Source organism: Arthrobacter sp. B0316-5-4 (genome assembly GCF_059090325.1).
Genome location: NZ_JBNHFN010000006.1, coordinates 214,688 through 229,723, shown reverse-complemented (window position 1 = coordinate 229,723; position 15,036 = coordinate 214,688). Strand labels below are relative to the sequence as shown.

At 63.9% G+C, this 15,036-nt stretch carries 15 protein-coding genes; 6 read left to right on the top strand and 9 right to left on the bottom strand.

Going from position 1 to position 15,036, the window contains the following annotated elements:
* Positions 1-52: 52 nt before the first annotated feature.
* Positions 53-1,645, bottom strand: coding sequence for an alkaline phosphatase D family protein (locus AC5RU9_RS19360; RefSeq protein ID WP_494017735.1), 1,593 nt, complete (start codon positions 1,643-1,645; stop codon positions 53-55).
* 133 nt (positions 1,646-1,778) lie between these two features.
* On the opposite strand from AC5RU9_RS19360, the gene AC5RU9_RS19355 reads away from it, so the two are divergent.
* A complete protein-coding gene (locus AC5RU9_RS19355; protein WP_494017734.1) occupies positions 1,779-2,186 on the top strand; it encodes a hypothetical protein in 408 nt (135 codons plus the stop codon).
* Here AC5RU9_RS19355 and AC5RU9_RS19350 read toward each other — a convergent pair.
* On the bottom strand, positions 2,171-4,594 hold the full coding sequence (locus AC5RU9_RS19350; protein WP_494017733.1) for an HAD-IC family P-type ATPase: 2,424 nt from the start codon (positions 4,592-4,594) through the stop codon (positions 2,171-2,173). The two genes, AC5RU9_RS19355 and AC5RU9_RS19350, sit on opposite strands and share 16 nt — an antisense overlap.
* A gap of 5 nt (positions 4,595-4,599) precedes the next feature.
* Positions 4,600-5,118, bottom strand: coding sequence for a methyltransferase family protein (locus tag AC5RU9_RS19345; RefSeq protein WP_494017732.1), 519 nt, complete (start codon positions 5,116-5,118; stop codon positions 4,600-4,602).
* A gap of 152 nt (positions 5,119-5,270) precedes the next feature.
* Between AC5RU9_RS19345 and AC5RU9_RS19340 the strand changes: the two genes are divergently transcribed.
* Positions 5,271-5,879: a dihydrofolate reductase family protein gene (locus AC5RU9_RS19340; protein WP_494017731.1), complete on the top strand. Its 609-nt coding sequence runs from the start codon at positions 5,271-5,273 to the stop codon at positions 5,877-5,879.
* Positions 5,880-5,965: 86 nt separating this feature from the next.
* Here AC5RU9_RS19340 and AC5RU9_RS19335 read toward each other — a convergent pair whose 3' ends face one another.
* The 5 genes from AC5RU9_RS19335 to AC5RU9_RS19315 are packed head-to-tail and all read right to left on the bottom strand — an operon-like array spanning position 5,966 to position 10,015.
* Complete coding sequence (locus AC5RU9_RS19335) at positions 5,966-6,952, bottom strand: sensor histidine kinase (protein WP_494017730.1); 987 nt, start codon at positions 6,950-6,952, stop codon at positions 5,966-5,968.
* Positions 6,945-7,619, bottom strand: a complete 675-nt coding sequence (locus tag AC5RU9_RS19330; RefSeq protein WP_494017729.1) for a response regulator transcription factor — start codon at positions 7,617-7,619, stop codon at positions 6,945-6,947. Before AC5RU9_RS19330 ends, AC5RU9_RS19335 begins: the two co-directional genes overlap by 8 nt.
* A 4-nt stretch (positions 7,620-7,623) precedes the next feature.
* Complete coding sequence (locus tag AC5RU9_RS19325; RefSeq protein WP_494017728.1) at positions 7,624-8,292, bottom strand: DedA family protein; 669 nt, start codon at positions 8,290-8,292, stop codon at positions 7,624-7,626.
* 10 nt (positions 8,293-8,302) lie between these two features.
* Positions 8,303-9,022 carry a phosphatase PAP2 family protein gene (locus AC5RU9_RS19320; RefSeq protein ID WP_494017727.1) on the bottom strand — a complete coding sequence of 240 codons (720 nt, stop codon included), beginning with the start codon at positions 9,020-9,022 and terminating at the stop codon, positions 8,303-8,305.
* Positions 9,023-9,082: 60 nt separating this feature from the next.
* Positions 9,083-10,015 carry an NAD-dependent epimerase/dehydratase family protein gene (locus AC5RU9_RS19315; RefSeq protein WP_494017726.1) on the bottom strand — a complete coding sequence of 311 codons (933 nt, stop codon included), beginning with the start codon at positions 10,013-10,015 and terminating at the stop codon, positions 9,083-9,085.
* Positions 10,016-10,152: 137 nt separating this feature from the next.
* Here AC5RU9_RS19315 and AC5RU9_RS19310 point away from each other — a divergent pair, with 137 nt between their 5' ends.
* The 3 genes from AC5RU9_RS19310 to AC5RU9_RS19300 are packed head-to-tail and all read left to right on the top strand — an operon-like array spanning position 10,153 to position 12,582.
* On the top strand, positions 10,153-10,881 hold the full coding sequence (locus AC5RU9_RS19310) for a TetR/AcrR family transcriptional regulator (RefSeq protein ID WP_494017725.1): 729 nt from the start codon (positions 10,153-10,155) through the stop codon (positions 10,879-10,881).
* Positions 10,882-10,904: 23 nt separating this feature from the next.
* Positions 10,905-11,696 carry an oxygenase MpaB family protein gene (locus AC5RU9_RS19305; RefSeq protein WP_494017724.1) on the top strand — a complete coding sequence of 264 codons (792 nt, stop codon included), beginning with the start codon at positions 10,905-10,907 and terminating at the stop codon, positions 11,694-11,696.
* Entirely contained in the window at positions 11,689-12,582 is an 894-nt protein-coding gene (locus AC5RU9_RS19300) for a DUF817 domain-containing protein (protein ID WP_494017723.1), read from the top strand. The genes AC5RU9_RS19305 and AC5RU9_RS19300 overlap by 8 nt, the downstream gene beginning before the upstream one ends.
* Here the strand turns inward: AC5RU9_RS19300 and AC5RU9_RS19295 are convergent.
* The gene (locus AC5RU9_RS19295; protein WP_494017722.1) at positions 12,557-12,853 is read right to left on the bottom strand and encodes a hypothetical protein; all 297 of its coding nucleotides are present in this window, start codon (positions 12,851-12,853) and stop codon (positions 12,557-12,559) included. The genes AC5RU9_RS19300 and AC5RU9_RS19295 overlap by 26 nt on opposite strands.
* Before the next feature lie 317 nt (positions 12,854-13,170).
* Here AC5RU9_RS19295 and dnaK point away from each other — a divergent pair, with 317 nt between their 5' ends.
* Positions 13,171-15,036, top strand: coding sequence for a molecular chaperone DnaK (dnaK, locus tag AC5RU9_RS19290; protein ID WP_211713685.1), 1,866 nt, complete (start codon positions 13,171-13,173; stop codon positions 15,034-15,036).

Here is a 15,036-nt window from a genome sequence, read left to right as displayed (position 1 = left end):
ACCTGCTCCATCGAACGCCCAGTGGGACAGGTGCTGTTACTTGGATGCGGGATCAGCTCAGGCCGGGGACGCGGTCGTTGATCGTGAAGGACTTCTTGGTGCTGACGGGAGCGCCCGGTGTGGTGACGTGGTCAAGCACCCGGAAGTCCGCGGTCATTGCGTCCTTGGTGATGCGCGTGTTCACGTAGCCGCGGTTGTCGTTGTAGAACTTCAGGTGCGGATTCCAGGCCATGGTTGCGTCCGTGGTGGAACCCGTCCCGTCGCCCGTCGAGGTGATGGAGGTGCACACCAGTTCCGAACCGACAACGGCTGCTGCCGGGTCCTTGTAGTCCACCTTGAGGTCGGTGGCCCAGTGGCGGTGGACGTCGCCGGTGAGTACGACGGCGTTACGCACCTTGGCGTCTACCCAACCTTGGGTGATGCGGCGCCGGGACGCAGCGTAACCGTCCCAGCCGTCCATGGAGACGTCGTCGATGTCCGGTGCCTTGTCCCTGTCGCGCTCGGCAAAGAACACCTGCTGGCCAATGATGTCCCAACGCTGGGTGGAGCTCCGGAAGCCGTCCAGGAGCCATTTTTCCTGCTCGGCGCCGGTGATGGTCCTGTTCTCGTCCAATCGTTCGGCAACGTTCTTCCGCCAACCGTCGCCGGCGAGCTGGTCGTCCCGGTACTGGCGGGTGTCCATCATATGGAAGTTGGCCAGCTGGCCCCACTGGATGGTGCGGTAGATCTTCATGTCGAAGCCAGCCGGGACCGAGGACGGACGCAGCGGCATGTTCTCGTAGTACGCCTGGAACGCGGCCGCGCGGCGTTGCCGGAAATGCTCGGTGGTGTCGTTGAGTTGGCCGGCGTCGCTGTTCTCGGGTACGTCGTCAGCCCAGTTGTTGTCCACCTCGTGGTCATCCCACACCACCAGCCACGGGGCTATCGCGTGCGCGGCCTGCAGGTCGGCGTCGGCCTTGTACTGGGCGTGCCGCTGGCGGTAGCTTGCCAGGCTGACCGTCTCGGGCCCTTCGTGGTCGCGGGGATTCCCGCCGCCGATCACGTAGCCGCCCTTCTTGTACTCGTAGAGGTAGTCGCCAAGGTGGAGCACCAGGTCAGGGTGGTCTTCGGCAAGTCGCCTGTACGGGGTGAAATAGCCGTGCTCATACTGGGCGCAGCTCGCGAAGGCCATGGCCAGCGCCGCCGGGGTCTCTCCGGGCGCAGGGCTGGTCAGTGTGCGGCCCACTTCGCTCACGTGCCGTCCGGTACGGAAACGGTAGAAGTACTCCCGGCCCGGCCTAAGGCCCTTAATCTCGGCGTGCACGGAATGGGCGGATTCGATCCTGGCATGCTCGACGCCGCGGGCTACTACCCGGCGCATGGCGGGGTCTTCTGCGACTTCCCATGCGACGGCGACGTTGCGGGAAGGCATGCTGCCCAGGCCATCCTCGGCCACGGGATTCACTGCCAGGCGTGTCCAGATGACGAACCCGTCGGGCCATGGTTCGCCCGACGCGATGCCGAGCGTAAACGGGTAGGTGCGGAGACCGGCGTCGTCCGCTGTTGAAACCGCAACAGCGGCCTGCGGCATCGCGGCTGACACACCGGCGACGAGCCCGGCGCCGAGTCCGGCGGAGATGAGGGACCTGCGGGAGATGTTTTCCATACAGCCGACCCTATGAAGCCCGAGTTGACCGCGTTCAAGCCGGGTATGAATAGTCGGTTAATTGTGTGACAAAACGTGTTAACCCGCACTGGACCCCTGCCAGCCCTCAGGAGCGCTCGTCTATGCTCAGTCCATGATGACGGGGGAGCGACCCAAGCGCCCTGGCGCGGTGACGTTTTCGGTGGTGCTGATGTACATTGGCGGCATCGCCCAGATCCTTCTGGGAATCCTCACAATCTTCCTGCGGTACACGCCCGAGGCCCAGTCCGGTGGCATCGCCTTTCCCATCACCCTGCTCGGTGCGGGGATGGTCCTTTTTGGATTGTTGGTCATCGGGCTGGCGTCCGGCGTGGCACGGGGAAGCGCAGCGGCCCGTCGCGGTGCTACAGCGGTCATGCTGCTCGGGGTGGCCTTCGCCGTGCTGGACCTCGTCATCGGCGCTGACGGAGACTGGTCCGCGGTCATTTCCCAATCCATCGCAACGGTGATGGTGCTGGTGCCGTTGTGGACGGCGCGGGGTCGCCGCTACTTCGAGGGGTGATGCAGGGCTTCCTGGGCGTCCCGGTACGCCACCCGGCGGTGCACGAAACGGACAATCTCGATCAGCCCGATACAGGCCGCGGACGTTCCCAGGATGAGTAGCGCAGTAGGGAGCGTGGGGTCAGTGAACTGCAGGAAGTCCCGCGCGACGCGCACGGAATACACCAGGACCAGGCCCACCATCATGGCGCCGATCACCAGTCCCTTGAACCGGGTCACTGGCCGTGATAGCACCACCAGGATCCAGATGCCGATGATGGCCAGGATGAGGGTGGACCCCGTCCTGATCTCCACTTCGGGGATGGCCATGTTGGCGGCCAGGCGCGCATAGGACGCAAGCCCCAGCGTCACGGCCACTCCGGCTGGGACCGCGAAGGTCAGCGACCGCCGGAGGAAACCCGGAATGTAGCGCTGGGCGTTGGGCAACAGAGCCAGGAAGAAGGCCGGGATGCCGATGGTGAGTCCGTCGGTGACCGAGAGCTGCCGGGGGAGGAAAGGGAACGGGAGCAGGAGGATGCCGAACGCGATGGCCAGGAAGGTGGCGTAGGCGGTCTTGGTCAGGAACAGCATGGAAACCCGTTCGATGTTCGCGATCACTTGCCTGCCTTCAGCCACCACGCTTGGCAAGTGCGAGAACTTTCCATCGAGGAGCACCAGCCGTGCCACTGCCTTCGTGGCCGCCGCGCCGGAGTTCATGGCGACGCCGATGTCGGCCTCCTTGATGGCCAGGGCATCGTTTACCCCGTCACCGGTCATCGCCACCGTCCGGCCGGCCGACTTCAGGGCCAGGACAATCCGCTTTTTCTGGTCGGGCGTCACTCGGCCAAACACCACGTTGTTGTTGATGGCTTCCAGGAATTCCTGGTCCCCTTCCGGCAGTTCCCGGGCATCGAAACCATGCGGTGCCTGGAGACCTACCTCCCGCGCGATCGCGGCCACTGTGTGCGGGTTGTCCCCTGAAATGATCCGCACATCCACATCCTGTGCGGCGAAGTAGGAGAGCGTTTCGGCAGCGTCGGGGCGAATGTTCTCCTTGAAGGTCAGCAGCACCACGGGAACAGCGTCAGCGGGAACGGTCTCGTCCTGTGTTGGAGTTCCGTGGGCCAGGACCAGTGTCCGGCGGCCGGTTGCGGCCAGTTCCCGGGCCTTGATCGCGAGCTGCTGCTGGGCGGGGTCGGTGGAGTTGTGGGCCGGGAACACCATCTCAGGTCCGCCCAGGATCCACATGCCCTGGTCGAACACCACGGCGCTCCACTTGCGGGCCGAGGAGAACGGAACCCGGTCCGTTGGTGGTTCGGCGGGTGGAATGGTGAACTGCCCGGCGAGGCTGCGGGCTGTGGCATTGGCGTCATTTTGCACCCCATACCAAGCCAGAATGGCTTCCCACCCTGCCCGGACTGTCAGCGGGTGGGCGGCGTCGAAAACGATGTCGCCTTGGGTGAGGGTACCCGTCTTGTCCAGGCAGATGATGTCCACGCGCGCCAGGCCTTCGACGGCGGGCAACTCCTGGACGAGGACCTGCTGGCGGGCCAGTTTCACGGCCCCCACGGCGAACGTAATGCTGGTCATGAGCACCAGCCCCAAAGGAACCATCGCGACGACGGACGCGATGGTGGCGGTGGCCGCGTCACGCCAGGCGCCACTCGAGGAGGCATGGGCCCACCCTCCTTGCGCAACCATCTGTGCGTTCAGGACCAACAAAGCCACGGGGCCCACGAACCACGTCACCCACTTGAGGACCCGATCGATGGAGGAGCGCAATTCCGAGGCCACCAGCGAAAACCTCTTGGCTTCCGCGGCGAGCGAGTTCGCGAAGGAATCAGCACCAACCTTGTCCACCACGGCCGTTCCCTCCCCGGCCACCACCACGGAGCCGGACAGGACCCTGTCTTCGGACGTCTTCCCCACGGCATCGGACTCACCCGTGAGCATGGATTCGTCCACCTGCAGGCCGCGTGATCCCGTGACCACCGCATCTGCCGGCACCTGGTCCCCGGCCCTGAGGACAAGGGTGTCGTCCAGAACCACATCATCCAGTGGGATTTCCGCTTCCGAACCTTCGCGCATTACCCGTGCATGTGGTGCGTTCAGCAGGGCCAAGCGGTCCAAGGCCCGCTTGGCCCGGTATTCCTGGACACTGCCGATAACTGCGTTCGCGATGGCACTGAAGCCGAACAGGGCATCCTGCCAGCGACCGATCGCGAAGAGGACGATGAAGCAGGCAAGGATGATGCCGTTGAACAGTGTGAGAACGTTGGCGCGGACGATGCTCCACACGCTGCGGCTGGTGTCCTGGACAAAGGCGTTGGTTTGTCCGGCGGCGACCCTCTCGGCAACGTCTGCCGCGCCCAGACCCTGCGTCGATGACACGTTCTGCCGGACGGTTGCGCTTTGAAGGTCCTTTTCCATGCCAATCACACCTCCGTTGGCCGCCACGGGGTGAGCCGGGGCCACCATCCCGGGACATTTCGCCGGTAATCCAGGTACTGCTCGCCGAATGTCCTGGTGAGGGTTGGTTCCTCGTAGCCCTTCACGAATGCGGTCACCGCGGCGAGCGCCATCAGGGCATAGAGGACCAACGCCCAGCTGGCGAACAACAAGGACTGGCCCAGGATGATTGCAAGGACCGCGAGGTACATCGGGTTCCGAACGAACCGGTACGCTCCCGTCACCACGAGCGTCCGGGTCGGAGCGATCGGAGCAGGCGTCCCGCTGTGCAGGGCGAACAGAGCGAAGGCATGCAGGAGGAAAGCCACCCCGGCACCGATCACCACCCAGGAGGTTATCGCCACGATCCCCGCGGCGCTGCCCCAGTCGTGCCAACGCCAGCCGGAGATGATCCATGGGATGAGGCCCGCGACCACGCCAGGGGCGAGGAAGAGGAAGACGATCGTCCCGATCCACGCACGTGCGGGCGAGGTTGCCTGGGCCATGCGCGTCAGAATAGTCCCATTGCTCCGTGTGCGCGAGGGTTCGTGGCCGGTCTGTGGACCCTGATTCCGGACGCCCTCCCGCTTGCCGCGCAGCGGGACTAGTATGGCCCGCATCCAAGGGCAGGCTCGGACTTTCACCGAAGGAACACACTATGGGCACTCTTTCTGTTGACCTTTTCCTCACCCTCGACGGCGTCTACCAAGCACCGGGTGGACCCGACGAGGACACTTCCGACGGCTTCACGTTCGGCGGCTGGCAGGCTGCGTATTCAGACGAAGAAGCCGGCGCTGCGATCGTCGCCGGGATTGACCGCATGGACGCGCTCCTCCTGGGACGCAGGACCTACGACATCTTCGCGGGCTACTGGCCAAACCAAAGCGACCACATTGGCGACACCTTGAACGCCCTGCCCAAGTTCGTCGTATCGCGGACCTTGACCGACCCCGGGTGGGAAGGAACGACGGCCCTGACGGATGTGAAGGAGGTGGCTGCGGTGAAGGAGCGGTTCAATGACGTCCACGTCATAGGCAGCGGCGTCCTGGCACGCTCGCTCCTCGAAGCCGACCTTGTGGACCGGCTCAACCTGTACCTGTATCCACTGACGTTCGGAACGGGTAAGCGATTGTTCCCGGACGGCGCAGGCGTGCCGGCAGCCTTCCGGTTGGCCCAGCCACCCCAGGCATTCCCCAATGGCGCCATCCTGCTCGCCTACGACCGCGCCGGCGACCCCGTTACGGGCATTGATATCAGCCAGTCGTAGCTGCTCATCTTCCAACAGAAGCGTTCGACGGCGGGTGCCGTCGAACGCTTCTGTTTTCTGCTTCTTACCGCGGGCGCCCGCGAGAGTCAGTTCGTTGCCAGGGGCAGCGTAATCCGCATGCAGGTGCCTTCCGGGCCGGTGTATGCGACGTCCGCGGAGCCGCCCGCGGCGACGGCTATATCGCGGACCAGCGATAATCCGATGCCGAAGCTACGCTGCTGTTGGCCGGCACGGGGGTCGGTTGTCCGGGCGAAACGGTCGAAGATCCGGTCCTGGTCAATACCTGTAATACCGTGGCCGGTATCGGTGACGGTGATGACTGCCTGGTTAGCGGCCACGGTGCTGGCAACCGTGATGTGGCCGCCCGTGGGTGTGTGGACGAGTGCGTTCTCGGCCAAACCGAGGATGGCGCGGTGAAGCCGCTGCGGGGTGATCATGGCCCGGGGGTGCCCAGTGCTCGAACAATGCAGGGTGATGCCCCGGTCCGCGGCCAATTGCTGGAGGCTGTCCACCACCTCCTGGGTGACGTCGGGGATATTCGTTGCGGTGGCGGCAGGTTCCTGGTGGGTGCCGGTAGCGGATTCGAGGAGTTCGTTGACGATTCCGGTGAGGGCGGCTGTGTCATCCCGGATCCGTGACAGTTGCCGGCCGGCAGGCGATTCCGGAGCGGTGCTGCGTTGTGCCACTTGGATCCGGGCATCAAGGATGGCCAAGGGCGTGCGCATTTCATGGCTGGCGTCCTGGATGAAGCGTCGTTGCAGGATCAGGGCTTCGCCGAGGGGGCGGATGGCACTGCGGGCGCTGAGCCAGCCAACACCGCCCGCCAGCAGGATGCCTGCTGCCCCGGCGATGACCATGGCTTTGATCAGGTCTTTGGTGTCGAGATAGGCATATACGGCCCCAGGTTCGGCTGGTTCCGGGTTGCCGGCCTGGCTCAGCAGGTACATGGTGGCCGCGGTCAGGAGGCATAGGACCAGCAGGGCGCAGACTGCGCTGATTCGTACCGCGATCTTCAGGGAGGCCTTGCGAAGGATTGCCTGATCCTGGGCCGGGGCCATGGACTGATCAGTCATGGGCTTCGCCTATCTGGTAACCCACCCCGTGGACAGTCCGGATGACCGATCTGGCGACTTTTCGGCGAAGGTGGTGAACATGGGTGTCAATGACTCCGGGCAAGTCACCTTGGCTATCGGTGGCGACAATCAGCTCCTCCCTGGTGAACACCCGGTCCGGTTCGGCGGCCAGGACTGACAGCAACTCCGATTCGGTCGCCGTCAACGAGGCAAGGAACCCGTGAATGGAGCGCATGGATCTGGTGGTGGAGTCCAGTTCCCAGTCGCCGATGACGGTGATCCGGGGTGCCTGGTGGTAGCTGCGGGTCAAGGCCCTCAGCCGCGCTCCCAATTCCATGGCGTCGAAGGGCTTGGTCATGTAGTCGTTCGCGCCGGCGTCGAGCCCCCGAACCTTCTCGTCCACAGAACCAATGGCGGTGAGGATAATGATGGGGGTGGCGATCCCCTTGGAACGTAGCGCGGCAATCAACGAGATGCCATCCAGGCCCGGAAGCCCCCGGTCAATCACCATCGCATCCCAGCTTCCCACCAGTGCCTGGCTCAAGCCTTCATGGCCGTCGACGGCGATGTGCACCTGATAGTCGGGCTCGAGGAGCTCCGCGATCAGGGGCCCCAGGGCAGGATCGTCTTCCACCAGCAGGACGGACAGCTTGGAGTCAGTGGTCACGGATCTATTCTTGCGCGGAGGAGGACTCCGCTGCGCGGGCACGCCTGCGTTTGAGGTATTCGATGCCCCACGGCAGCACAGACACCAACACCATCACCACGGCTATGACGTCGATGTTCTTTGCGATGATCTCGAAATGGCCCAACCAGGAGCCAAGGAGCGTAACGGAGCTCGCCCAAAGGATCGCACCAGTGATGTTCCAGAGGGCAAAGGACTTGTAGTGATACCGGGCGATGCCTGCACTGAGGGGAGCGAAGGTGCGAACCACCGGCACGAAACGGGCAAGGATCAGCGCGGGCCCGCCCCGGCGTTGGAAGAAGTCTTCAGCCTTTGCCAGATGGGACGTTTTCAGGACCCGGGCGTCGTCGGAGAACCATCGGCGTCCGAAGCGGCGCCCCAGCAGATAGCCCACCTGATCACCCGCGATGGCTGCCACAGTCACCACTGTTATCAGCATAGGAAGTGTCAGGTTCAGTTGCTGGTGAAGGAGCCCGGCAGTGAAGAGCAAGGAGTCACCGGGCAGGAAGGGGAACAGAACACCTGATTCAATGAAGATCATCAGGGCCACCACCCCAAGGGTCGCGGGTCCCAAGCCCTGCAGAAGGCTGGCCGGGTCCAGGATGGGGAGGAGCTCGGTCGGGTTCAGTGCAGGCACCAAGGCAAAGGCTTCCATAAAGACTCTTTCATTTGGGAGAGCGTAGGGACGTAGCCCGGGAATGAATCGTGGCCATGACAGCTGGTGCATAGCGGTTCCAGGTTCCGGCCATGATCAGGACCGCCGCGATCGTTGCCGGGAACGAGGCAACAACGTCCAACGGGTAGTGGGCGCCGATGTACACCCGGGACCAAGCGACCACCACGGCCATGACCGTCCCTGCCCAGAGGACGGGTTTGGCCCACCGTGTTTCACGAACCAGAAGGAACGCCGCCAGCGTGAGTGCGACGGCCAAGGACGTGTGGCCGCTGGGGAAGCTGTTGGACACGGGCTCCGGCACCAGGGGGTCGAACAGCAAGGCAGGATCGGGCCTGATCCGGCCGGTAACCACCTTGAACAATTGGCACGTCAGCCATCCAGACGCCACCGTTACGGAAAAGAGCGCTGCATTCTGCGGAGAGCGTCGGATCAGTGCCAGATACAAACTGACAGCGATCACGATCAGCGCGCCGGCGACTGGACCGAAAAGGACGTTCAACACCAGGGCCAGCCCGGTCAGCTCGGGTGTGTGATGGCGGCTGAAGTCATCGTCCACCGCCAGTTCAGCCAAGGTCAGGCCAGGCACCACCTGAACAGCCCACCCTGCCACGACTACGGCGGCCGCAAGTACTAGCCCGATGATCAGCCAGTGCTTGGGTACGGGCAGGGGCTTGAAGCGCAACGGATGCGGCGTGGAATGCGGAAACATGGAACCCCTCGACAGGACGACTCGTTTCTTGGATTCTCCGCTGCCGGTTTTAAGAACTCGTTAAGAACTGAGCTGGTCCGCCCCGCGCCACCACGCCATGGTCGCGGCAGCAGCCTTTGGCAGGGGAGTCGGCTGGAGGCCCAGGGCTCGTTGACTCTCGGAGGAATCCATCACGAACGGGCGCTCAAACTGGTACAGCAACTCAGCCAATTCGCGCATATCGGTCGAGACCAGTCCGGCGGCCCGCAGCACCCAGCCGGGAACAGCGCTCACCTTTGGTGCCGTCAGACCAGCGGCGTGGGCATGCGCTACCGCGATTTCCCGCTGGGTCACGGCCGCGCCGGTGGGTGCATGCAGCACGCTGTTCCAGAGTTCGGGCTTCCCTGAGGCGGCGATCATGGCCGCAGCAAGATCCGGTACATAGGTGAAGGAATGCGGCTGGCTGGCGCTGCCAATGAACTGCAGCCGTTTGCCCGCCAGGATTGGCGTGACCATGCGCTCGCCGGCATGGGCCATCTTCACGCGCGGTCCAAAGAAGTCGCCGGCCACTACGCTCACGGTGTTGGCCGCATGCGCGCGCCGCGCCTTCAACAGCGCCGTCCGGATGCCACGCTTTCCGCCCGCAGCTTCGCGGGGGCTCGATTCGGTCATGATCTTGCCGGGCTCGCTGTACGAGTACAGGCTTTCGGGAAATACGACGACGGCGCCCGCGGCTGCGGCTGCGTCCATCACCACTTGCTCGGCCCGGGGGAGTTCCGCGGCCCAGGCCGCAGCCCTGTACGCGGATCCGTGGATGCAGTGGAAGATCGCCGCTGATCCCGCGACGGCTTCCTTGAGCTGTTCAGGATCGGATGCATCGACGCGCATCTTCTCCACCAGTGGGTGGTCCGGGCCGCTGCCGGAGCGCGTCAGTACGCGTACCGGGTGCCCCAGTCCTGCGAGTTGTTCGGCGATGGTGTAGCCCACGGGTCCTGCTCCTGTGACGACGTACATGATGGTCCTCTTTCTTTGTGTAGGTGGTGAAATGAAAAGCAAGAGCAGTGCTCTCTGAATCCAGAATGACTGTCCTTGCAAACAATGTCAAGAGCACTGCACTTGTTTGTTGACACCGCTCTCAGTTGTGGCAAGCTATGGGCATGACTCCAGCTGCAACCAAGGCCAAACCCCCCACTCCCAGGGAGCGGGCCCGCGCCCAAACCATCGCGGACATCATCCGGCTCGGCCGTGAGCACCTGGCTCTCCATGGCGCGGCAGCCCTGTCCCTTCGCGCGGTGGCCAGGGATCTCGGCGTCGTGTCCTCAGCCGTGTATCGCTACGTTGAGAACCGTGACGAGCTCCTCACGCTCCTGCTCATCGACGCGTACAACGAGCTGGGCGACCACGTGGACGCAGCCGTGGCGGCCGTGCCCGGCAGCGATTTCGCCGGACAGTTCCGGGCCCTCGGCAACGCCGTCCGGTCGTGGGCGCTCCGCGAACCGGCAAGCTACGCACTGCTGTTCGGTAGTCCCGTCCCCGGCTACCAGGCACCGGGCGAGCGCACCACCGTCCCCGGAACACGCGTCATCGTCCGTCTCGTGGGCATCTTTGACGCCGCATTCCGCGCCGGAGCCATGCGCGCAGACGTGAGTCCCGCCGTCGTGGTTCCTCCGGCCCTGGCCAAAGACCTGGCGGCCATCCGCGAAGAGATGAACCTCGCAGCGCCCGACCCGTCCTTGGCGCGGGGTGTGCTGGCCTGGACGTCGGTGTTCGGTGCCGTTAGTTTCGAGGTTTTCGGGCAGTATGGCGCCGATACCTTTGCTGCCCGCGATGAGCTTTTCGAGCACCAACTGAGCGTTCTCCAGGGCGTCGTGGGGCTCTGAGCCGCGAACGGTAAAGTATTCAGATGGTTCGTGGACTGGCTGACATTGGTGCGGAGGGCGTCCTCCTCGCCGGGGCGGGCCGCGCAATCCTCCTGCAGATCGCCGACCCCAAGGTGGGCCACGGCGTGGCAGAGCACAGCAATTTCGCCGAGCGCCCCATGGACCGGCTCCGCGCCACCATGACCTACGTGTACGCGGTGGTGTACGGCTCGGAAGACCAGCTGAAGGCCGTCCGCCGCGCCGTCAATCGTGCCCACGCCCCGGTCCGACGCGGACCCGACGCCACCTCCGGCGGGTACAGCGCTTTCGACGCAGAGTCCCAACTCTGGGTGGTCGCCACCCTTTACGACACCGCAGTCACCGTTTATGAGCAGGTTCATGGACCGCTCGACGGCGGCGATGCCGACCGTATCTACCGCGAGTACGCTCGGATCGGGACAGCCCTGCAGCTCCCGGCGGATAAGTGGCCGGCCGATCGGGAGGCCTTCGCCAAATACTGGGACTCCCACGTGCGGGGACTTCAACCGGACGACAAGGCAATCAAAGTCGCCCAGGACCTCCTCTATCCCGCTGGAGGTCCACAGCTCCTGCGCCTGGCGATGCCCCTGGCCCGGTTCCTCACAGCCGGCCTGCTGCCCGATCATTTACGGGCCGGCTTCGGATTCGACTGGGGGCCGGCCCGGGCGCGGCGTTTCGAACGGACCATGCGGATGGTTGGCCGTTTCTACCCGCGGCTGCCCCAGCGGATCCGGCATTGGCCGCGCGACTACTACCTTGGCCAACTCGCCGCCGATCCGAAGGGCGGCAATGCGTAACTCCACCCCGGTTGAACAGTCCATCGACAACCTCGCCCACCGGTATCTGGACGGCAGGCGGGGCAGTCGCCTGCAGTCCGGGCTCACCGAGTTTGTAGTGTTCGGGCTGAAGCAGGCCTGGGCGTGCGTCTTCGGTGCAGCGCTACTCGGGGTGATCATCGCCGTCCGCCTTTGGTACCCCGACAACGCGGCGCTCGCCCGGAACGACTTCCTCACCCTTGCCGCCGTCCTCATCCAGGTCCTGATGATCTCATTCAGGCTGGAGACGTTGCGTGAGTTGCGGGTAATCCTGCTGTTCCATGTGGTGGGGACGATCATGGAATTGTTCAAAACCGACGTTGGCTCCTGGGCTTACGAGGCAGAGGGCTTCCTCCGGATCGGTGCAGTCCCGTTGTTCAGCGGCTTCATGTACGCGGCCGTGGGTTCCTACATGGTGCGCGTTTTCCGGCTATTCGATCTCCGCTTTGACAGGTATCCCCGCCGGTGGATCACGGCTCTTGTGGCAGGGGCGATCTACGTGAACTTCTTCTCGCACCACTTCATAGTTGACTTGCGCTGGGTGCTGCTGGCCGCCGTCGTTCTCGTCTACGGACGGTGCGTGATGCACTACCGGGTGTTCCGGCGTCGCTTCCGCATGCCGATCCTGGTGTCCTTCCTGCTGGTGGCGCTGTTCATCTGGTTCGCGGAGAACATCGGCACGTGGTCGCGGGCGTGGCTGTATCCGAACCAACTGAATGGGTGGCAGGCGGTCTCGATCGACAAGCTCCTGGCGTGGTTCCTGCTGATGATCATCTCGGTGGTGCTGGTGGCGTGGGTGTACAAGCCCGAGCCGCCTGCCACTGGCGAAGGCGCAGTTGTTCCTAATTTTCGCCGCGTAGCGCCTTGATTGCCGCGCGCCGGGCTTGAAGCAAGGGCTCGACGTCGGGCACCCGCGTCAGGCTGACGGCTTCCGGTTCCGGCGGTCTGCGTTGGGCGTCGATGACGATGCCATAGCCTGCCACTGTCCCGGCAGCGAGCCAGGAGGCGTATCCGCGCCAGACTGAGAAGTTTGTCGGAATCCCGTCCACGGCGATTTCCAGGGCCTCGGGATCAAGGGCTGCGGGGCCTTCCCAGCCGATGATCCGGAACAGTGGGAGGGCCGCGGCGCCGGTCCGCACCTCTTGATCCAGCGGTCGTTCATGGCCCAGAACTCGTCCGGCGGCACGTATCCCGAGAACTCCATCGCGCCAGTTTGCCAGTTCACCGAGGGCGAAACCAGCCCTTCTGGCGCGGGATTCCGGGGAATTTCCTCTGCCTGAAAGTAAAGTTGAGTGTACTCGACTCAACTTTGGATTGACATCTAACTGAGGCTGAGTACAGTTGAGTGCAGAACGCTCAACTAGCCGATTGTTGAGCAGGCTCCCGGCTCGTCAACCGCCCAGCGGACCGATGCCGGACGCAATCTCCAACATCGGCCATTGAAAGGAAACAAGATATGTCACGTGCAGTAGGTATCGACCTCGGAACAACCAACTCCGTGGTTTCTGTTCTCGAAGGTGGCGAGCCCACCGTTATCGCCAACGCAGAAGGCGGCCGCACCACGCCGTCGGTCGTTGCATTCTCCAAGTCCGGTGAAGTCCTGGTCGGCGAAATCGCCAAGCGCCAGGCCGTCAACAACATCGACCGCACCATCGCTTCCGTCAAGCGCCACATGGGCACCGACTGGAACGTCGCCATCGATGACAAGAAGTACACGCCACAGGAAATCTCCGCGCGTATCCTCATGAAGCTCAAGAACGACGCCGAGAGCTACTTGGGCGAAAAGGTCACCGACGCTGTCATCACCGTTCCGGCCTACTTCAACGACGCCGAGCGCCAGTCCACCAAGGAAGCCGGCGAAATCGCAGGCCTCAACGTCCTCCGCATTGTCAACGAGCCCACCGCGGCCGCACTGGCGTACGGCTTGGACAAGGGCAAGGAAGACGAACTCATCCTGGTCTTCGACCTCGGTGGCGGAACCTTCGACGTCTCCCTCCTCGAGGTTGGCAAGGACGAAGACAACTTCTCCACCATCCAGGTTCGCGCAACCGCCGGTGACAACCGCCTCGGTGGCGACGACTGGGACAACCGCGTCGTCGAGTGGCTCCTGAGCCAGCTCAAGGTCAAGGGCATCGACCTTTCCAAGGACAAGATCGCCCTCCAGCGCCTCCGTGAAGCTGCAGAGCAGGCCAAGAAGGAACTGTCCTCCTCCACCAGCACCAACATCTCCCTCCAGTACCTGTCCGTCACCCCCGACGGCCCGGTCCACCTGGACGAGCAGCTGACCCGTGCGAAGTTCCAGGACCTCACCAAGGACCTGCTGGACCGCACCAAGAAGCCGTTCAACGACGTCATCGCTGAAGCCGGCATCAAGGTTTCCGACATCGACCACATCGTCCTCGTCGGTGGCTCCACCCGTATGCCTGCTGTCTCCGAGCTCGTGAAGGAACTTGCTGGCGGCAAGGAGCCCAACAAGGGCGTCAACCCGGACGAAGTTGTGGCTGTAGGCGCCGCACTGCAGGCCGGTGTCCTGAAGGGCGAGCGCAAGGACGTCCTCCTCATCGACGTCACCCCGCTGTCCCTCGGTATCGAAACCAAGGGTGGTGTCATGACGCACCTCATCGAGCGCAACACCGCTATCCCCACCAAGCGTTCCGAGACCTTCACCACCGCTGACGACAACCAGCCGTCCGTGGCCATCCAGGTCTTCCAGGGCGAGCGTGAATTCACCCGCGACAACAAGCCGCTGGGCACGTTTGAACTGACCGGCATCGCTCCGGCACCGCGTGGCGTACCGCAGGTCGAGGTCACCTTCGACATCGACGCCAACGGCATCGTCCACGTGTCCGCCAAGGACAAGGGCACCGGCAAGGAACAGTCCATGACCATCACCGGTGGTACGGCACTCTCCAAGGACGACATCGACCGCATGGTCCGTGAAGCCGAAGAGCACGCCGCAGAGGACAAGGCCCGCCGCGAAGCTACGGACACCCGTAACTCCGCAGAGCAGCTGGCTTACTCCGTTGACAAGCTGATCGCCGACAACGACGACAAGCTGCCTGAAGAGGTCAAGACCGAGGTCAAGGCCGACGTCGACGCCCTCAAGTCTGCGCTGGAAGGCACCGACGACGCCGCGGTCAAGACTGCGTTTGAGAAGCTGCAGGCTTCCCAGACCAAGCTGGGCGAAGCCATCTACTCGCAGGCCTCCGCAGCTGATGCTCCGGGCGCCGGTGCAGAAGGTGCACCTGCCGGCGAGCAGGCTGCGGCTGACGAGGACATCGTCGACGCCGAGATCATCGATGAAGACGAAGCGAAGAAGTAG

Excerpts from the sequence above, each read along its gene's own strand:
- AC5RU9_RS19325 (WP_494017728.1), bottom strand. The coding sequence starts at position 8,292 with ATGGAAGCCTTTGCCTTGGTGCCTGCACTGAACCCGACCGAGCTCCTC.
- AC5RU9_RS19305 (WP_494017724.1), top strand. The coding sequence starts at position 10,905 with ATGGTTCGTGGACTGGCTGACATTGGTGCGGAGGGCGTCCTCCTCGCC.
- AC5RU9_RS19300 (WP_494017723.1), top strand. The coding sequence starts at position 11,689 with ATGCGTAACTCCACCCCGGTTGAACAGTCCATCGACAACCTCGCCCAC.
- dnaK (WP_211713685.1), top strand. The coding sequence starts at position 13,171 with ATGTCACGTGCAGTAGGTATCGACCTCGGAACAACCAACTCCGTGGTT.
- AC5RU9_RS19310 (WP_494017725.1), top strand. The coding sequence starts at position 10,153 with ATGGGCATGACTCCAGCTGCAACCAAGGCCAAACCCCCCACTCCCAGG.
- AC5RU9_RS19315 (WP_494017726.1), bottom strand. The coding sequence starts at position 10,015 with ATGTACGTCGTCACAGGAGCAGGACCCGTGGGCTACACCATCGCCGAA.
- AC5RU9_RS19360 (WP_494017735.1), bottom strand. The coding sequence starts at position 1,645 with ATGGAAAACATCTCCCGCAGGTCCCTCATCTCCGCCGGACTCGGCGCC.
- AC5RU9_RS19350 (WP_494017733.1), bottom strand. The coding sequence starts at position 4,594 with ATGGAAAAGGACCTTCAAAGCGCAACCGTCCGGCAGAACGTGTCATCG.
- AC5RU9_RS19340 (WP_494017731.1), top strand. The coding sequence starts at position 5,271 with ATGGGCACTCTTTCTGTTGACCTTTTCCTCACCCTCGACGGCGTCTAC.
- AC5RU9_RS19335 (WP_494017730.1), bottom strand. The coding sequence starts at position 6,952 with ATGACTGATCAGTCCATGGCCCCGGCCCAGGATCAGGCAATCCTTCGC.
- AC5RU9_RS19355 (WP_494017734.1), top strand. The coding sequence starts at position 1,779 with ATGATGACGGGGGAGCGACCCAAGCGCCCTGGCGCGGTGACGTTTTCG.
- AC5RU9_RS19320 (WP_494017727.1), bottom strand. The coding sequence starts at position 9,022 with ATGTTTCCGCATTCCACGCCGCATCCGTTGCGCTTCAAGCCCCTGCCC.
- AC5RU9_RS19345 (WP_494017732.1), bottom strand. The coding sequence starts at position 5,118 with ATGGCCCAGGCAACCTCGCCCGCACGTGCGTGGATCGGGACGATCGTC.